The sequence below is a fragment of the Actinoplanes sp. NPDC049802 genome (assembly GCF_040656595.1).
Taxonomy (GTDB): Bacteria; Actinomycetota; Actinomycetes; order Mycobacteriales; family Micromonosporaceae; genus Actinoplanes.
The window spans coordinates 1-17,612 of record NZ_JBFAMR010000005.1 but is presented as its reverse complement, the minus strand read 5'-3'; the positions used below and the strand labels follow the sequence as shown (position 1 = coordinate 17,612).

General features: G+C 71.3%; 14 protein-coding genes. 4 read left to right on the top strand and 10 right to left on the bottom strand.

What is annotated here, in order from left to right:
* The first annotated feature begins 123 nt into the window (after window positions 1-123).
* Both AB0I88_RS05050 and AB0I88_RS05045 read left to right on the top strand, forming a co-directional pair.
* Window positions 124-1,221: an LCP family protein gene (locus tag AB0I88_RS05050; protein WP_361018447.1), complete on the top strand. Its 1,098-nt coding sequence runs from the start codon at window positions 124-126 to the stop codon at window positions 1,219-1,221.
* A gap of 19 nt (window positions 1,222-1,240) precedes the next feature.
* Complete coding sequence (locus AB0I88_RS05045) at window positions 1,241-2,656, top strand: M1 family metallopeptidase (RefSeq protein ID WP_361018444.1); 1,416 nt, start codon at window positions 1,241-1,243, stop codon at window positions 2,654-2,656.
* Window positions 2,657-2,940: 284 nt separating this feature from the next.
* Here AB0I88_RS05045 and AB0I88_RS05040 read toward each other — a convergent pair whose 3' ends face one another.
* Both AB0I88_RS05040 and guaB read right to left on the bottom strand, forming a co-directional pair.
* Window positions 2,941-4,062: a GuaB3 family IMP dehydrogenase-related protein gene (locus tag AB0I88_RS05040; RefSeq protein WP_361018442.1), complete on the bottom strand. Its 1,122-nt coding sequence runs from the start codon at window positions 4,060-4,062 to the stop codon at window positions 2,941-2,943.
* A 56-nt stretch (window positions 4,063-4,118) separates the two neighbouring features.
* The gene (guaB, locus tag AB0I88_RS05035; RefSeq protein ID WP_361018438.1) at window positions 4,119-5,606 is read right to left on the bottom strand and encodes an IMP dehydrogenase; all 1,488 of its coding nucleotides are present in this window, start codon (window positions 5,604-5,606) and stop codon (window positions 4,119-4,121) included.
* Window positions 5,607-5,725: 119 nt separating this feature from the next.
* Between guaB and AB0I88_RS05030 the strand changes: the two genes are divergently transcribed.
* Window positions 5,726-6,127 (top strand): DUF5319 domain-containing protein, encoded by a 402-nt coding sequence (locus AB0I88_RS05030; RefSeq protein ID WP_361018905.1) that lies wholly within the window; start codon window positions 5,726-5,728, stop codon window positions 6,125-6,127.
* 189 nt (window positions 6,128-6,316) lie between these two features.
* On the opposite strand, the gene AB0I88_RS05025 is transcribed toward AB0I88_RS05030, so the two are convergent.
* Window positions 6,317-7,168 carry a helix-turn-helix transcriptional regulator gene (locus AB0I88_RS05025; RefSeq protein ID WP_361018435.1) on the bottom strand — a complete coding sequence of 284 codons (852 nt, stop codon included), beginning with the start codon at window positions 7,166-7,168 and terminating at the stop codon, window positions 6,317-6,319.
* A 231-nt stretch (window positions 7,169-7,399) separates the two neighbouring features.
* On the opposite strand from AB0I88_RS05025, the gene AB0I88_RS05020 reads away from it, so the two are divergent.
* A complete protein-coding gene (locus AB0I88_RS05020; RefSeq protein WP_043531275.1) occupies window positions 7,400-7,786 on the top strand; it encodes a WhiB family transcriptional regulator in 387 nt (128 codons plus the stop codon).
* 159 nt (window positions 7,787-7,945) lie between these two features.
* On the opposite strand, the gene AB0I88_RS05015 is transcribed toward AB0I88_RS05020, so the two are convergent.
* From AB0I88_RS05015 to AB0I88_RS04985, 7 genes are all read right to left on the bottom strand, one after another.
* Window positions 7,946-9,658 (bottom strand): molybdopterin-dependent oxidoreductase, encoded by a 1,713-nt coding sequence (locus tag AB0I88_RS05015; protein WP_361018431.1) that lies wholly within the window; start codon window positions 9,656-9,658, stop codon window positions 7,946-7,948.
* A 28-nt stretch (window positions 9,659-9,686) separates the two neighbouring features.
* A complete protein-coding gene (locus AB0I88_RS05010) occupies window positions 9,687-11,381 on the bottom strand; it encodes an insulinase family protein (RefSeq protein WP_361018428.1) in 1,695 nt (564 codons plus the stop codon).
* A 124-nt stretch (window positions 11,382-11,505) separates the two neighbouring features.
* Entirely contained in the window at window positions 11,506-13,179 is a 1,674-nt protein-coding gene (locus AB0I88_RS05005; RefSeq protein ID WP_361018425.1) for an insulinase family protein, read from the bottom strand.
* A complete protein-coding gene (locus AB0I88_RS05000) occupies window positions 13,176-14,084 on the bottom strand; it encodes a hypothetical protein (protein ID WP_361018422.1) in 909 nt (302 codons plus the stop codon). Before AB0I88_RS05000 ends, AB0I88_RS05005 begins: the two co-directional genes overlap by 4 nt.
* A gap of 54 nt (window positions 14,085-14,138) precedes the next feature.
* Window positions 14,139-15,317, bottom strand: coding sequence for an ROK family transcriptional regulator (locus AB0I88_RS04995; RefSeq protein WP_361018419.1), 1,179 nt, complete (start codon window positions 15,315-15,317; stop codon window positions 14,139-14,141).
* Between the two features lie 34 nt (window positions 15,318-15,351).
* Window positions 15,352-16,605, bottom strand: coding sequence for an ABC transporter permease (locus AB0I88_RS04990; RefSeq protein ID WP_361018416.1), 1,254 nt, complete (start codon window positions 16,603-16,605; stop codon window positions 15,352-15,354).
* Complete coding sequence (locus AB0I88_RS04985) at window positions 16,602-17,405, bottom strand: ATP-binding cassette domain-containing protein (RefSeq protein WP_361018413.1); 804 nt, start codon at window positions 17,403-17,405, stop codon at window positions 16,602-16,604. Before AB0I88_RS04985 ends, AB0I88_RS04990 begins: the two co-directional genes overlap by 4 nt.
* Between the last annotated feature and the right edge of the window lie 207 nt (window positions 17,406-17,612).

Here is a 17,612-nt window from a genome sequence, read left to right as displayed (position 1 = left end):
GACGGCCTCCCCACGAGGCGATCCGTCGATCGACGAATCGGCCGCGCAAGCCTACCGGCGATCTTGAATTCCGCAATACCCCGCGGCATTGAGCACCGCCGAGATGTCATTTACTGTTCCGCTATGCGAAACAGCAAGATCACCTGGTCGATCATCGCCGGCACCGGCCTCGCGCTGATCGCCGGAGTGGGCGTCGCCATCGCGGTCAACCGGGGCCCCGCCGAACCGGCCGCGGCGCCGGCCGGAGCCCCCTCGGCAGGCGCCCCGCCCACGGTCAGCGGGCCGTCGGCGTCCCCGTCGGCGTCACCGGGCGCCGACATCAAAGGGCCGCTCGACCTGGTGCTGATCGGCGTCGACACCCGGCTGAGCATTCCCGGCTACGAGCCGCACGCCGACACGATCATGCTGCTGCATGTGGAGGCCGACCTTGAGTCGGCGTATCTGTATTCGCTGCCACGTGACCTCCGGGTGGACATGCCGGCGTACAGAAAGGCAGGTTTCCGCGGCGGCCGATACAAGATCACAGAAGCGATGAGCCGCGGTTCCCGAATCCCGGGTTCGAAGAAGAAAAGCGTGGAGCAGGGTTACGAGTTGCTCACGAAGAGTCTCAGCGCGTACACCGGGATCAAGACCTTCCACGCCGGCGCCATCCTCAATTTCCGCGGCATGGACAAGCTGGTCGACAAACTCGGCGGCATCGACCTGGTGATCGACCAAAAGGTGAAGTCCCGGCACCGCAGACCGGACGGCACGATGCGGCCGCAGTCCGGCAGCGACTACAGCGGACCGCAGGCCGTCTACCTGCCCGGCACCCGGCACCTGGTCGGCTGGCAGGCACTCGACTACGCCCGGCAGCGCTACGGACTGCCCAACGGCGACTACGACCGGCAGCGGCACCACCGGCAACTCGTCGAGGCGATCCTCACCAAGGCGATGGCCCAGGGCCTGGCGGATCCGTCGCAGCTCGGCGGGCTGATCGGCGCGCTCGGGGACACGCTGGTCTACGTGGGCGGGCGTACGCCGTTCGAGTACGCCTACGCCCTCCGCAACCTCACCGCCCAGGACATCACCACCGTGTCGCTGCCCGGCGGCGGTGTCGGCAGTGGCGGCGGCTACCTCGGTGAACAGCTCAAGTCGGAAGGCCGCGGCTTCCTGAAGGCACTGTCCAAAGGCACCCACGTCGCCTACCTGAGGACCCATCCCAAACTGGTCGACAAGTAGTGGACGTAACCTCGAAGCCATGAAACGACGCGCCGGCGCGCTGACCCTCCTGTTGCTGCTGTCCGGGTGCACGGATGGCGAGCGCGAGCCGGCGCCCGCCCCGTCCCCGACACCGGCGCCCAGTTTCGGGCCGGGCGCGGCCGGAGCCGGCGACCCGTACTTCCCCACCTACGGCAACGGGGGCTACGACGTCGGCGGCTACGACCTGGCGCTGCGTTACGACCCGGCGGCCGGCAAGCTGTCCGGCACCGCCACCATCACGGCCACCGCCACGCAGGATCTGTCCCGGTTCAATCTGGACCTGGCACGCCTGACCGCCACCACCGTGATCGTGGACGGCGCACCGGCCACCGTCGCCACCGAAGGCAACGAGCTGGTGGTCACCCCGGCCGCCGGCATCCCGAAAGGGCGCGGCTTCACCGCCGTGGTCAGCTACAGCGGCCAACCCGGCCAGCTGGAGAACGAGATCCTCGGGGCGGGCGGCTGGCTGCGCGACGGCAAGAAGGGCGCCATCGCGCTGGGCCAGCCCGAGTCGGCCAGCACCTGGTTCCCGGTCAACGACCACCCGTCCGACAAGGCGACCTTCCGGCTGGCGATGACCGTGCCGGACGGCGTCGAGGTGCTCAGCAACGGGACGCCCGGCAACCGGGACACCGTGGACGGCTGGACCACCTGGCGCTGGACCGAGGAGTCGCCGATGGCCAGCTACCTCGCCACCGTCGTGATCGGGCAGTACCGGATCACCACGGCCACACACGCCGGCCGGCCCATGGTGACGGCCATCCCCGAGTCGCTGCCCGCCAACGGCCCGGCCGCCCGGTCACTGGCCCGCACCGGTGAGATCACCGACTTCCTGGAGACCCGGTTCGGGCCCTACCCGTTCCGGGCCAACGGCGGCGTGGTGGTCGACGAGGAACAGATCCGCTACGCCCTGGAGACGCAGTCCCGCCCGGTCTACGGCAACACCTTCTTCGCCACCGGCGAGAACACCAGCGTGGTCGCGCACGAACTGGCACACCAGTGGTTCGGCGACAGCGTGGCGCTCACCCGCTGGCAGGACATCTGGCTCAACGAGGGCTTCGCGACCTACGCCGAGTGGCTGTGGTCCGAGCACAACGGCGACGAGACCGCGCAGACGATCTTCGACCGGAGTTACCGCGCCTTCGACTGGACCGAGGCTCCCGGCGACCCCACCCCGCGCCGCCTCTTCGGCGACGCCGTCTACCAGCGTGGCGGCATGACCGTCCACGCCCTGCGGAAGACCCTCGGCGACGAGGCCTTCTTCAAACTGGTCAAGTCGTGGACCACCGACCACCGCGACGGCAACGTCACCACCGCCCAGTTCATCGAGGCCGCCGAGTCCACCGCCGGCCGCGACCTCGACAGCTTCTTCGAGGCCTGGCTCAACGGCGAAACCCAACCCCCAAAGCCCTGATCTTGTACGGGCGAGGCCTGATCGGGCGGCTGGCGCCGCACGATCCCACCCGGGCGGCTGGCGCCGCACGGGTGTCCGGGTCCGGCGAAGGCCGCGGCCCGCTGCCGGGTCCCGCCCGTGCCGCGGCCGCCGGGCTGAGATCGGTGGTCCAGCTGGCGCCTGGGGCCTCACGGCCGCCGGGCTGAGATCGGTGGTCCAGCTGGCGCCTGGGGGCTGCCTCACGGCCGGCGAAACAGCCCTCAGCGCCGGCTGGTGAGATCCGGTGCGGCTACTCGGGGAGACGGTCAGGCGCGGTCCAGGACGAGGGCTACCTTCTGGAACTCCTTGACGTCGCGGTAGCCGCACTTGGCCATGGCACGGCGCAGGCCACCGAACAGGTTCAGCTGGCCGTCCGGACGGTCGGCCGGGCCGTACAGAACCTCTTCGAGGGTGCCGTCCGGCTCGCCCGCGATGCAGAAGCCGCCGCGCGGGAGGGCAGGGTGGCTGGCGGCCGAATGCCACCAGGCGCCGCCGGCGGGGGCGCCTTCGGCGAGCGACAGCGGTTCGCCGAGCATGACGGCGTCGGCGCCGCAGCCGATCGCCTTGGCGATGTCGCCGGAGGTGGCGATGCCGCCGTCGGCGATCAGGTGAACGTACCGGCCGCCGGTCTCGTCCAGGTAGTCACGGCGGGCGGCCGCGGCGTCGGCGATCGCGGTGGCCATCGGCACCCGGATGCCGAGCACGGTGTCCGTCGTGGACCACTCGTCGGCGCCGATACCGACGATGACGCCGGCCGCGCCGGTCCGCATCAGGTGCAGCGCCGTCTTGTAGTCGGTGCAGCCGCCGACGATGACCGGCAGGTCCAGGTCGGCGATGAACTCCTTGAGGTTCAGCGGCTCGTCGGTGGTCGACACGTGCTCGGCCGACACCAGGGTGCCCTGGATGACGAGCAGGTCCACACCGGCGTCCAGGATGACCGGGGCCAGCGCCAGGGTGTGCTGCGGTGACACCCGGACGGCCACGGTGACGCCACCCTCGCGGATCTGGCGGACCCGCTCGGCGATCAACTCCGGCTTGATCGGCTCGGAGTAGACCTCCTGGAGCCGCTTGGTGGCGTCGGCGTCCTCGTCCAGCGACGCCAGCTCCTCGAGGATCTTGCTGGGGTCCTGGTAGCGGGTCCACAGGCCTTCGGCGTTGAGCACGCCCAGGCCGCCGAGCCGGCCCAGCGCGATCACCGACTCGGGGCTCTGGGTCGCGTCCGACGGGTGCGCGACGCAGGGAATCTTGAACGGGTACGCGTCGAGCTTCCACTCGGTCGACACGTCGTCGACGTCCCGGGTACGACGGCTCGGAACGATGGCGATGTCGTCCAGGTGGTAGCCGCGCTGGGCGGTCTTCCCGAGGCCGATCTCCACGACGTCACGCATGATCAAACAGCCCTTCGGTCCTTCTTACGGGCGGTGGGTGGGAACTTGGGGCGCGGTCAGCGCGAGTGGTAATTCGGAGCCTCGACCGTCATCTGGATGTCGTGCGGGTGGCTCTCCTTGAGCCCGGCCGCCGTGATCCGGATGAGCTGTCCCCGCTCCTGGAGGTCGGTGATGGTCTCCGCCCCCGCGTAGCCCATCGCCAGCCGGACGCCGCCGACGAGCTGGCTGACCACCCGGGAGAGCGGGCCACGATAGGGCACCTGGCCTTCGACGCCCTCCGGCACCAGCTTCTCCTCGGGCACGTCGTGCTGGAAGTAGCGGTCCTTCGAGTAGGACTTCGCCTGGCCACGTGACTGCATGGCGCCGAGCGACCCCATGCCGCGGTAGGCCTTGTACTGCTTGCCGTTCACAAAGATCAGCTCGCCGGGGCTCTCCTCGGAGCCGGCCAGCAGTCCACCGAGCATCACCGTGTTGGCGCCGGCCACCAGAGCCTTGGCGATGTCGCCGCTGTACTGGATACCGCCGTCACCGATCACCGGAACGCCCGCCGGCTTGCACGCCCGGGACGCCTCCATGATCGCGGTGATCTGCGGGACGCCCACGCCCGCGACGATCCGGGTGGTGCAGATGGCGCCCGGTCCCACACCGACCTTGACCGCGTCGGCGCCGGCCTCGACCATCGCCCTGGCCCCCGCGTAGGTCGCCACGTTACCGCCGACGATGTCGGTGCTGGTGTCCTTCTTCAACCGGGCGATCATGTCGAGCACCTGGCGCTGGTGACCGTGCGAGGTGTCCACGATCACGACGTCGACACCGGCGTCGATCAGGCCACGGGCCCGCTTGTAGGCGTCGTCGCCGACGCCGACGGCCGCGGCGACGCGCAGGCGGCCGTGCTCGTCCTTGGTCGCACTGGGGAACTGCTCGGACTTGGTGAAGTCCTTCACAGTGATCAGCCCGCGCAGGCGGCCGGTCTCGTCGACCAGCGGCAGCTTCTCCACCTTGTGACGGCGGAGCAACTCGAGCGCCTCGGTCTTGCTGACCCCGACCGCCGCGGTGAACAGCGGGGACTTCGTCATCACGTCGCGAACCCTGGTGGTCGGGTCGCTGACGAAACGCATGTCACGGTTGGTCACTATCCCGACGAGCCGGCCCTGGGCGTCGGTCACCGGGGCACCGGAGATGCGGTATTTCGCGCAGAGCGCGTCGACCTGGCCGAGGGTGTCCTCAGGGCTGCAGGTGATCGGATTCGTGATCATGCCGGACTCGGAACGCTTCACCAGATCGACCTGGGCCGCCTGGTCCTCTGCGGAGAGATTGCGGTGCAGCACACCGATGCCGCCCTCACGGGCCATGGCGATCGCCATGCGCGCTTCGGTGACCGTGTCCATCGCCGCGGACAGCAGCGGGATGGTGAGCTCGACGTTTCTGGTCAGGCGCGTGACGGTGTTGACCCGGCTGGGCACCACGTCCGACTCGCCGGGCTGCAGCAGCACATCGTCGAAGGTCAGACCGAGAGGAACGGTTCGAGCGCTGTCAGTTTCCACAAATCATCCCTAGAGAAGAGGCGGAGTTCATCATCCTACCCATCCCGGGCGGGGCACCCGGGCGGCGGACAGAACGTGCGGGCCAGCACACACGCGCGGTAGGTGAGTACGGTATGAGGGTGCAAGATGAGCCGATCGACCCGTTCAACGGCGACCCGACCGACCCGGCCGCTGGTCTCGACGACCTCAACGAGGACGCCGAGTCCGACCCGCTGACCGAGGAAGAGCGGCAGGACGTCCTGGAGGATCTCTCCGACCTGGAGATCTATCAGGCGCTGCTCAGCCCGACGGGCATCCGCGGGCTGGTGATCGAGTGCGAGGACTGCCACGAGCCGCACTACTTCGACTGGGATCTGCTGCGCGGCAACCTGCGCCATCTGCTGAGCAGCGGCCGCCCACGGGTGCACGAGCCCGCCTACGATCCGGATCCCGACCACTACGTCACGTGGGAGTACGCCCGCGGTTACGCCGACGGCGTCCACGACACCCTGACGGAGGGCACGGACGACGACGGCTCGTAGCGGGCGGCGGCCCTTCCCCGTACCACCCCGTTCGCGCGAGGGCGTGGGCACGGGACGGCCCGCGAAACGCCGCCGGTGACGAGGCGAGTGATCTGCCGACGCCAGCGGGGTTTGCTGGCGGCGGGAAATCATCTGCCTCGTCACCGGTTACCAGGAGTCCTGCCGTGGAGCGAAAGCGGAGCCGGCCGGCTAGGCGACCAGCCCCGCACGGAAGCCGGCGGCGACCGCGTGCGCGCGGTCGCGGGCGCCGAGCTTGCGGAAAAGCCGCCGGGCGTGTGTCTTGACGGTGTCCTCCGAGACGAAGAGTTCCCGGCCGATCTCGGCGTTGCTCTTGCCGTCCGCCATCCCCCGTAGCACCTGCAGTTCACGCTCGGTGAGCGTGAGCCGCCGTCCGGCGGGCTGCGCGTCGGCCATGCCGACACCCGCTTCGTTCCCGGGCCACGCCACCATCGGCCGGCCGGTCGCCGGGTCGATCGGTGCGTCGCCACGCTGCGACGGCACCATCGGCGCGTTCGGGCCGAGCATGGCCGGCACCGCGGCCGCGTTCTGCACGCTCATGCCGGGTCCCTGGTGATATTGCCCCCGGGTCCCCGGGGAGTTGTTGTTGCGGACGCCGCCGGCCACCGTAGCCGGCTGCGCGTTCGCGCCGTTGATCGGCATGCCCTGCGGGCGCACCGGTAGGAGCAGCAGGAGCAGCGCCTTCGCCACGACGCTGACCAGGTCGTGCTCGACGCCGCGGATGACGCCGCGGGCACCGGCCGCGACGGCCGCCGCCGCCACCCGGGGGTCTTCAGCGCCGAAGAGCACGACCTGTGCCTGCGGAGCGCGGGCTAGTACACGCCGGGTGAAGCCGACGCTGTCGGGCCGAGTCACGGCGGTGTCGGCCAGGACCACTTCGGCGGGCCGTTCCGCCAGTCGGATCATGGCCTCGGTCTCGCTGACCGCGGTCCTGACGACGCCGGTCATGCCGAGCCGGGCCGCGGTGGACGCGACGGTCTGGGCCGCCAGCGGGGTTCGGACGCACACGAGGACGGTACGCACAGTGATCCTCCTTCTCTCTCAGAGGAGATCACGCGAGGGCCGCAGCATTACGCGCTTTAGATGGAAAAAACGGGAAAGAAAGGTATGACTTGCCACCCCTTTGCCATACCGCTCGCGAAGACATCGACATGTTGCGTGTGAGCCGGCGTTGACCGGGGTACACCCGCGAAAGGCCTGATCCAGGCCCCTCACGACGAACGCTCCGCGGTGCCGCGCGGGAGGAGGGTGTTGATGTCGAACGTTCGCAGACTGCCCGGGCCCATCGCCGATCTCTGGGATTGGCAGAGACTCGGGCTCTGCCGGGGCCGGGACAGCGCGCAGTTCTTCCACCCCGACGGCGAGCGCGGGTCGTCCCGCAGTCGTCGCGAGGCCAAGGCCAAGACGATGTGCGGCGCGTGCCCGGTCCGGGCCGAGTGCGCCGCGCACGCCCTCGCCGTTCGCGAGCCGTACGGTGTCTGGGGAGGTTTCAGCGAATCGGAGCGGCTGCGGCTGCTCGCGGTCGGCTGGGAGGATCTGGCGGACCGTCACGGACGGGTCGACCTGCTCCGGTTGGAGGCGCGCCTCGGCCGGCCCCACAAGACGGCGGTGCCGGCACAACGGCAGGCACCGGCGGCCTGACGCCGCCCGGCGCGCGGCATCACCACACGACTTCCGGCACGGTCCTCCGCGGAGGTCCGTGTCGAGTGGTTCAGCGGTTCTTCAACCGCATTGGTGGACATGCAAGCCACCGTATGAGCGACTTGCGCCGCCGAGTCGGACCGAAAGTGCGGCTTTCAACTACCCGATCTCGACTGTCACCTGGTGCCAGCCGGTGGCGCCGTCCGGCGCGGGCGGCGCCTCCTCCGGGGTCTGTGTCACCCCATCGAGATCGGTCGCGCGTACTCGTAAGGTGTGCCGTCCGGCGGAGGCGTCCCAGGTGAGGCTCCACTGGCGCCAGGTGTCCGCGGAGGCCGCCCCGGCCAGGGTCGCGGGCCGCCACTCACCGTCGTCGACCTGCACCTCGACCTTGGCGATGCCGCGATGTGTCGCCCATGCGACGCCGGCGACCGTGACCGGGCCAGCCGATCGTGACGCGCCGTCACGCGGGCTGTCGATTCGAGACTGCGTCTTCACCGGCGCCTGGGCCGACCAACCCCGGGGCACCCAGTAGGCATCGAAGTCAGTGAACCTGGTCAGCTCGATCTCGGTGATCCACTTGCAGGCGGAGACGTAGCCGTACAGTCCGGGAACGATCATCCGGACCGGGAAACCGTGCTCGACCGGCAGCGCCTCGCCGTTCATGCCGACCGCCAGCAGCGCGTCCCGCCCGTCCCGCAGCACCGCGGTCGGCGTGCCGCACGTCCAGCCGTCCACCGACCGCTGCACCACCTGATCAGCCTCGGGCAACGGGTCCGCCTCGTCGAGCAGCGCCTTGATCGGTGTGCCGAGCCAGAGCGCGTTGCCGATCAGGTCGCCGCCCACATCGTTCGACACGCAGGCGATGGTCAGGTAACGCTCCACCAGGGGCCGGCGCAGCAGATCGGCGAAGGTGACGGTGATCGGGTTGCGCACCATCCCGTGGATCCGCAGCTCCCACGTGGCCGGGTCGACCTGCGGGGTGACCAGGGCGGTGTCGATCCGGTAGAAGTCCCGGTTCGGCGTCAGGTAGGGCACCGCGCCGGGCGCCTGCACCCCGGCGGGCAGCATCGCAGCGGGCTCCACCGGTTCCGGGAGCGCGATCGACCGCCGGGCCGCGCTCACCGCACGCCGCGAGGTGAGCAGTCGCCCGCTCACACCTCCGGCAACGGCGATCAAACCCACGATCCCCAGATCACGGACGAAACGGCGACGGCTTCCTTCCTTCTCGTACGGAGTTCGGGTGTCCCCGACCGCAACGCCGGGTCCCGCTCCGCGCGCGCCGGCGCCGTCGTGGTCCGGGCCGTCACCCGCCGCCGGGCTGGGCTGCCCACTCACCGGCCCGGCCGTCCCCACCACCGCCGGCTCGACCCCCCGGGCCGTCGTCTGTCCGTGCACCGCGGGCCCGGCACCCCCGGCCGTCGTCTGCCGGGCCGGTGCGGGCTCGGCGGCCCGGGCCAGGCGCAGCAGGTGGTGCAGCACGAGAACGGCCACCGCCGCGCCGGTCAGCGCCGGCAGCACCGCGGACGGCCCGGCCCCGGCCCGGGTCAGCGCCGCCCCCGCGCCCACCGCCCCGAACAGCGCGATCCCGCCGACCGCGAGCGCCCAGCGTCGCCGTCCCAGCACGCCGACACCGTAGGCGTATCCGGCGAGCAGCAGTGCCGTGCCGATGAGAAGGGCCGTCTTGTCGTGCGTGCCGAAGACCGCGATGCCGAAGTCCTTGACCGGCGCCGGAACGTGGTCGACCACCACGCCGCCGACCGCGACCAGGGGCGCGGACCGTGTCCCGGTCGCGGCCGCGACCAGTTCGGCGACGCCGAGCGCCGCCGCGGCCGCCACGATCCCGGCCAGTCCCGCGCGTACCGATGACCTCACGTCACCATCGTGCCTCGCGCGGGACCGGTCAGCGCCCCAGGAGGCGGCGGATCGCCCGGTATCCCCCGTATGTCGAGGCGGCGATGACGCCGAGGAAGAAGACGGCGAGCGCGCGGTCGAGAGCGTCCTCCTCGCCGTCGTCGGCCATGGTCAGGAAGGCGAGGAGGAACAGGCCGGAGAGGAGGGCGGCCGACAGGGTCAGGAACAGGCCGGTGATCCCGGAGATCCGGCGGGCGAGGCGTTCGCCGCGCTGTGCCGTGGCCTCCACCGGCACGGGCGGGCGCGGGATCCGGTCCGGGTTGCGGGCCGGCATGGGCACGCGCAGGTCCGGGTGGGTGCGGGCGTCCAGGTCGGCGATCAGCGCGGGCCCGTCCGGGAAGAGGGTCGGCTCGATGTGCACGTAGACGGCGTCGTGCCCGACGAACCGCCGGCCTCCGTCCGGCCACTGGAGCACGGCCGAGCATTCGGCGAACAGCACCGTGCTGACCGAGTCCCCACCTGCCATGCTGACCCCGGTGTCCCCGGCGACGAGCCGGATCCGGGGTTCGCCCAGCGCCGGGCGGGTGAGGCCGTCGACGGTCCGCTCGGATCCGGCCGGCGCGGCGGCGTACCCGGCCCAGTCGGCCTCGGCGCGGCCGGGCGTCATGAGCAGGCCGTCGGCGCAGGCCGCGGCGGCGACCGCGGCGACGCTGTCGCGGGTGACGGCGCCGAGTTCGGCGAGGACCTGGTCGAGGTTCTGCACCGGGCGGCCGTCGAGCAGGTTGAACACCTGGCCGGGCAGCCGCGCGCCGGCCTGGTCGGCGTGTGTCAGCTCCTGCCGGCGCTGGGCGACGACGGTGGCCACCTCGGCCGCGTCGATCCGCCCGAGCCGGGCGGCGGCGAGCACGTCGATGAAGCCGCCGAGCACCGCGTCCCGCTTCTCCGGCAGCGCGTCGGCGACCGCGGTGAGCACGGCCCGCCCGCCGGTGCGGGGCGTGTACTCGGTGTGCACCTGGTAGGAGAGGCCGCTCTCCTGGCGCAGCGACCGGAACAGCGACCGTTTCAGCACGTCGGCGAAGACGGCGGCGCCGGCGCCCCGGTCCACCACGGCGTCCCAGGCCACGACGTCGGAGTCGCCGGGGAAGTACGCCGGGCGTACCGGAAGGGCGCTGGAGGGAGCGGGTGGCGGCCGGCGCATGCCCTCGGGAAGCTTGAGTTCGAGGCCGGCGGGCACGCCGGGCCCGGCGATCCAGAGTGCCGCGTTCTGCCGGTTGAAGTAGTGGGCCGTCCAGGTGCGCAGGTGGTCGGGGGTGAGGCCGGTCAGGCCCCATTCCGGGTAGCCGGGCATGCCGTGGTCGCGGGCCCCGTACCGCCACGGTGCCAGGGCGTCGGCGGCGTTCTCGCCGCGGCCGTTCTCCTCGGTCCGCAGGATCTCCTTCTCGATGGCGAGGCGGTGCATCGGCAGGTCGTGCAGTCCGGCGCAGACCCCGTTGAGGAAGGCCACGATGTCGGTTTCGGCGCCCCGCATGTGGAAGAGGGTGTGCTCGATGCCGGTGGCCCCGTTGTAGTGGTAGTCGGCCACCCCGAAGGAGAACAGCGCGAGGTGCTCGATGAGGTGGGTGATGCCGCGCCGGGTCAGCGGCTCGTCGGCGTGCCCGACCCGGAAGACCAGGCCGGCGTGCATCGGGCCGGTGGTCGGGGCGAGCAGCGCCGGCACCCCGTCGACCTCGGTGCGGGTGATCACGAGGCTTCCTCGTCCGCCCGGAGACGCCGGATCGGCCGTCGCGTGGCCGGGTGGTTCTCGGCACGGCGGCGCGGCCGGGTCCCGGGCCGGTGGAACCGATCTTGGCGGGTGCGGTGGATGCGGCTCATCGACGGCGTGCCGCCCGGCGTGCCAGCAGCTCACGGATCGCGCCCACGCAGAGCCACCCGAAGAACGCGGTGAGGCCGAGGCCGGCGAGCAGCGCCTGCCAGTCGAGCCGGCCGTCGTTGCCGAGAGCTGTCAGAACCGACACGACGCCGGTCAGGCCCAGCAGGGTGAACGGGCCGAACAGGAGCAGGAAGAGCTGCGGGCGCCAACGTTCGCGCCAGGTGCCTTCGCGGTGCGGCGCGACCGGCTGCGGGATGGCGGCCCGGTCCCGGGGTGGCATGTCGATCCGCAGCCGGGCCGGGATCCGGGCGTCGATCTCCCGGACCACCCGGTCGGCGCCCCGGTAGAGGGTCGGCTCGACCCGGGCCGTCACCGCGTCCAGGCCGATCATCCGCCGTCCGCCGTCCGGCCAGGCGAGCAGCAGCGCGCACTCGTCCCAGCGGACCGACGCGACCTGGCCGTGACCGGTGACGCTGATCCCGTCGTCGCCGCTGATCAGGCGCAGGCTCCGGTCCTTGCGCCCGCGGTGCGCCCGGCCGGGCAGCGTGTTCTCGGACATCTCCGGGGCGGCGGTGTACCCGGCCCAGTCGGCGCCGCTCCCGGTCGGGGTCATCAACAGGCCGGCCTGGTACGCGGCGGCCGCCACCTCGGTCACGTCCTCGACGGTGACCGAGCGCACCTCGGCCAGCGCCTCCTCCAGGCTCTGCACCTCACGGCCGGAGAGCAGGTTGAACGCCTGGCCGGGCAGCCGGGCCCCGCGCAGTTCGGAGTCGCGCAGTCCCTCGCAGGTCAGTTTGACCACGGTGGCGACCTCGTCCGGGTCGATCTGCCCGGCTCGCATGGCGGCCAGCACGTCGATCAGGCCGCCGACGGCCGCGTCCTGTCTCTCCGGCAGGGCGTCGGCGACCGCGAGGATCCGGGCGGTGCCGTCGGCGCGCGGCACGTACTCGGTGTGGGGCTGGTAGGAGATGCCGTCGCGGCGGCGCAGGTCGTTCATCATCCGCCGTTCCAGCACGGTGGCGAAGACCGCGGCCCGGGCCTCCCGGCGGACGACGGTGTCCCAGGCGACCGCCCCGCCGGCACTCGTGAAGTAGGCCGGCGTGACCGGCAGTTCGGTGGGGACGGCCGGCGCGGGCCGCCGCTCGCCGGACGGCAGGTCCAGGGTCAGCCCGTCCGGAATCTCTTCACCGGCCACCCAGAGTGCGGCGTTCTCCCTGGTGAAGTAGCGGGCGATCCACTCCCGCAGGTCTTCTTCGGTGAGCTTGCCGAGGGCCCATTCGGGGTAGCTCGCCACGCCGAAGCCGCGGGCGCCGTGCCGCCACATCGGCAGCGGGTCGCGGTCCGGGGGCGTGCCCCGCAGGAGCTGCCGGACGGTGGCGAGCCGGGCGGCCGGCGGGTTCCGCAGCGCCGCGCACACGCCGGTGAGGAAGTCGGCGACCTCGCCGGGCGAGCCGTGCATGTGGAAGTAGGTGTGTTCGGCGCCGGTCGACCCGAGTTGCTGCCCGTCGACGCCCAGCCCGTCGGTGACCAGGTGCTCGACCAGGCGGGTGAGGCCGTGCCGGGCCAGTGGCTCGTCGGCGGTGCCGACCCGGAAGACCAGGCCGGCGTGCATCGGCCCGCTCGCCGGGGCCAGGACCGCGGGAACGCCGTCGACCTCCAACCGTTTGATCACGCGTTGCCTCCCGCCCGTGCCCGGAACTTCTCGATCGTGGTGGCCGGGTCACCGAGGTACTCCCAGGGCCACCGGGAGCCCAGTCCGTCCAGCGCGTCGAAGAGCGACGCCGCGGCCGGATGGTCACCGAGTACACCGAAGGCCATCGCGAAGGTGCTCATCACCTGGACCCAGCCGTGGGTGCGCCGGAAGTCCGGGTGCCACACCGAACGCTGGGCGGCCTCCCGCAGCTCCGCACGGATCCGGTCGGTGTCGGTGACCACGTCGGAGTGTTCGATGTAGGCGATCGCCAGCAGCACGGGGTTCGGCGCTCCGGCGGGCGCCGCGTCGGCCGCCTCCTTGGCGAACTCGTAGGCCTGGGCGACGTCGCCGTACCACTTGGCGCACAGGCTCTGGAGCATCTGCTGCTGGCCGGGCAGGTGGTGCGGATCGATCTCGGCGAGCCGGCCGTAGCGGCGGCGTATCTCGGACAGGCCGAGTTGCAGGCCGCGTGCGGTGAGCAGCCGGGTGGTCCAGATCGCCGGGTCGTGCGGGCTGCGGGCGGCGGCGTCGACGAGCACCCGCTCGGCCTCGACCAGCCCGGCGCGGAACGCGGCGAACTGCTCCCGGCTCACGTGCACGGCGCGGGCGTCGGTGCGGATGTCCCAGGCCGCCACGGCCAGATGCCGGCCCAGCAGTGCGCCGGCGGTGCCGTCGCCGGGATCGCCGCGGAGCACCCCGCGCAGGAAGTCCTCCAGCCCCTTCTCGTCCGAGACGGCATCGATCAGGCAGGTGCGTTCCACCGGGTCGGCGGCGTCGAGCAGCTCCCGGCAGGCCGGCCAGTCCCCGGCGTCCAGGGCGGTCCGCAGGCTGGTGATCTTCGGGTACGCGGTCGCCGGGTCCAGATCCAATTGGCGCGGGAGCATGGCGGGCAGCATAGATCTCCCACGATCACCGGCGGATTCCGGGTGATCCGCTACTCAGGACACGAGAGGGTCACCGAGCAGATGGTCGAAGGCCAGTTCGGCCGCTCCGATCAGAGCCGCGTCCGCGCCGAGTTCGGGCGTGCGCAGCCGGACGTGCTCCCGGCAGGCGGGCAGCCCCACCGCGTTGAGCCGGCTGCGGATCTGGGCGGCGGCGCCCAGATAGACGTCGCGCAGGGTGCCCCCGAAGATGACGACCTCCGGATTGAAGATGTTGACCAGGTTGCCGACGCCGAACCCGATCCAGTCGCCGACCTGCCGCAGCGCGTGCTGCGCCTGGCTGTCTCCGCGCATCGCGGCGTCCACCACGGCGAGGACCGCGTCCCGGCCGGCGCGGTCGGCGCGACCGGCGAGGCGGAGCAGCGCGTGCTCGCCGATCTCGGTCTCCCAGCAGCCGCGGGAGCCGCAGCTGCACGGCCGCCCGTACGGGTTGACGACCATGTGGCCGACCTCACCGCCGTACCCGCCGTGCCCGGTGACGCGCCGTCCGCCGGCCACGATCCCGGCGCCGACACCGACGTCGCCGTACAGGTAGATGACGTTGTCGGAGCCGACCGCGGCGCCACGGGCGTGTTCGGCGAGCGCGCACACGTCGGCGTGGTTGCCGATCGTCAGTCTGCCGAATTCGCCGAGCTCGGAGCGGAGGGTCGCGCCGACCGGCTCTTCGACCCATCCGATGGTCGGGGCGAGGCGGACCATCCCGTCCTCGCGGCGGACCATGCCGGCGACGGCGAGGCCGGTGCCCACGCAACGGCCGTCGTCGGGAACGCCGGAGCGCATGGTGGCCACGAACCGGGCGAGCGGGCGGACCGCGTCGGCGGCGCTCATCCCGGGTGGGCGCTCGGTCTCGTACTGCTCGAGGATCCGGCCGCCCAGCCCGATCCGGGCGGCACGCAGGCGGTCGACCTCGATGCTGAGCGCGTAGGCGTACACCCGGCCGGATTCGGGCCGGACGACCAGTGACGGTCGTCCGGCCCGGCCGGTTTCGCGTGGCGCCGCCTCGCTGACCAGTCCTGCGCCGATCAGCTCGGCGGTGAGCGCTCCGATGGTGCTGCGGTTGAGGCCGAGCCGGGTGGTGAGTTCGGCCCGGGACGTGGCGCCGTGCATGTGCACGTAGCGCAGCAACGTCCCGAGGTTGTGCCGGCGTACCTCTTCCTGGCTGGGCCCGGCCCGCATCAGCGTCCCGTCCCCCGCACGGGGTCCTGCATCATCAACTGCCCGTTGCCGCTGCTCTACGCCGGGTTAGGGTGTTGACGCTCGCCGCCGCCAGCAGCACGAGGCCGGTGAAGATGAACTTCACGCCGGAGTTGAGGCCCAACAGGGTCATTCCGTTCTCGATGACGATGATCACCGCACCGCCGGTGACCGCGTAGATGATCTTGCCCTTGCCGCCGAAGAGGCTGGTGCCGCCGATGACCGCGGCGCCGACCGAGTAGAGCAGGATGTTACTGCCACCGGTGTTCGGATCGACGGAACTCTGGCGGCTGACCACCAGGATTCCGCCGATCGAAGCCATGAACGAACAGATGGCGAAGACCGAGATGCGGATCCGGTCGACCGGGATGCCGGCCCGGCGGGCCGCCTCGGCGTTGCCGCCGACCGCGTAGACGTGCCGGCCGTAGGTGGTGCGGGCCAGAACGAAGGTCCAGATCACCAGGAAGACCACGATGATCGGTACGACGATCGGCGTGCCCTTGAGCGAGGTGATCGCCTTGTTGACGGCCCGTTCGAGGGTGAGCACGTAGGTGGCCGAGAAGGCCAGCAGCGCGACCCCGGCGATCCGGAACGCCACGATGCCGAGCGGATCGGCGATCAGGTTGCGGGAGACCCGCCCCCGCCAGCGCAGCAGCTGCGCCCCGGCGAACCCGGCCACGCCGATCACCGCGAACAGCCAGCTGTCCCGCACCGACAGGGTGCCGTTGTTCAGCGCCTTGACGAACTCGTCGGTGATCGAGATGTTCTTGCCACCCTCGAGGAGGGTCAGCAGGACGCCCTGGAAACCGAGGAACGCGGCCAGGGTGACCACGAAGGACGGGATACCCAGCTTCGCGACCAGCACGCCGAGCATGAGGCCGATGACGATGCCGGTGAGCATGGCCGCGGGGATCGCCACGTACCAGGGCAGGCCCTGATCGGTCAGCAGGATCGCCATGACCGCGCCGCACACGCCGCTGGCGAAGCCGGCGGAGAGGTCGATCTCGCCGAGCAGCAGGACGAAGACGAGGCCCATCGCGATGAAGACGATCTGGGCGCTCTGGTTGAACAGGTTCGCGAAGTTGAGCGCGCTGAGGAACGTCTCGTTCCGGGCGGTGCCGAAGATCAACACCAGGATCAGCAGGCCGAGTACGGCCGGGAGGGTGCCGAGGTCGCCGCCGCGGATCCGGGCGAAGTAGTCCCGGATGTGGCTGCCGACCGTGGGCTTGACGACCTGGATGCCCCCGGCCGTCTCAGTCGTGATGGTCACTTGACCTCTCCCGGCGTGATGTCGATGAAGTCGGAGGGCCGCTCCGGAGGCAGACCGAGGTTGCCGCTGCGCCCGCCGGTGATCAGCTCCACCACCTGGGAGTGGGTCACATCGGCGGTTCTCACCTGGGCGGCCATCCGGCCCAGGTAGAGGGCGGCGATCCGGTCGGAGACCGCGAAGACGTCGTTCATGTTGTGCGAGATCAGCACCACGCCGAGGCCGTTGTCGGCGAGCCGGCGGACCAGTTCGAGCACCTGCGCGGTCTGGGCCACGCCGAGGGCGGCGGTCGGCTCGTCGAGGATGACGACCCGGCTGTTCCAGAGCACCGCCTTGGCGATCGCCACGGTCTGCCGCTGGCCGCCGGAGAGGCTGGAGACGAGCTGGCGCAGTGACTTGACGGTCCGTACGGAGAGGCTGCGCAGCGTCTCGCCGGCCATCTCCTCCATGGTTCCCTCGTCGAGGACGATGCCGCGCTTCCTCTCGCGGCCGAGGAACATGTTCTGGACGATGTCCAGGTTGTCGCAGAGCGCGAGGTCTTGGTAGACGACCTCGATACCGAACGCGGCGGCGTCACGGGGGCTGTGGATCGTCACCTCACGGCCGTCGAAGGTGACCGTGCCCCCATCGATGCTGTAGATGCCGCTGATGCATTTGACCAGCGTGGACTTTCCCGCGCCGTTGTCGCCGACCAGGGCGGTTACCTCGCCCGGGTAGACGCTCAGACCGACGTCGTGCAGGACCTGGACGGGGCCGAAGCTCTTGTCGATCCCGCGCAGTTCCAGGAGCGGTGTCGCGGCCACTGATGGTTCTCCTTCGTTCGGTGACCGGGTTCGTCGGGGCCGCGCCACCTCATCGTGGCTGAGCCGACTACGGGAGGTTCCGTCGGAACCGACTCCGGCGCCGCCCGCGCGAGAACCTGCGCGCCATTGGCCATGAGGGGAAGCGTGCCGGGGGGGAATTTCGGTGAAGCGTCCCGTTTGTTTCAGGCCTGCTAAGTCGGCCGTGCG

Coding starts and splice junctions, on each gene's coding strand:
- AB0I88_RS05050 (WP_361018447.1), top strand. CDS start 124: ATGCGAAACAGCAAGATCACCTGGTCGATCATCGCCGGCACCGGCCTC.
- AB0I88_RS05045 (WP_361018444.1), top strand. CDS start 1,241: ATGAAACGACGCGCCGGCGCGCTGACCCTCCTGTTGCTGCTGTCCGGG.
- AB0I88_RS05040 (WP_361018442.1), bottom strand. CDS start 4,062: ATGCGTGACGTCGTGGAGATCGGCCTCGGGAAGACCGCCCAGCGCGGC.
- AB0I88_RS05020 (WP_043531275.1), top strand. CDS start 7,400: ATGTCGAACGTTCGCAGACTGCCCGGGCCCATCGCCGATCTCTGGGAT.
- AB0I88_RS05000 (WP_361018422.1), bottom strand. CDS start 14,084: ATGCTCCCGCGCCAATTGGATCTGGACCCGGCGACCGCGTACCCGAAG.
- AB0I88_RS04995 (WP_361018419.1), bottom strand. CDS start 15,317: ATGCGGGCCGGGCCCAGCCAGGAAGAGGTACGCCGGCACAACCTCGGG.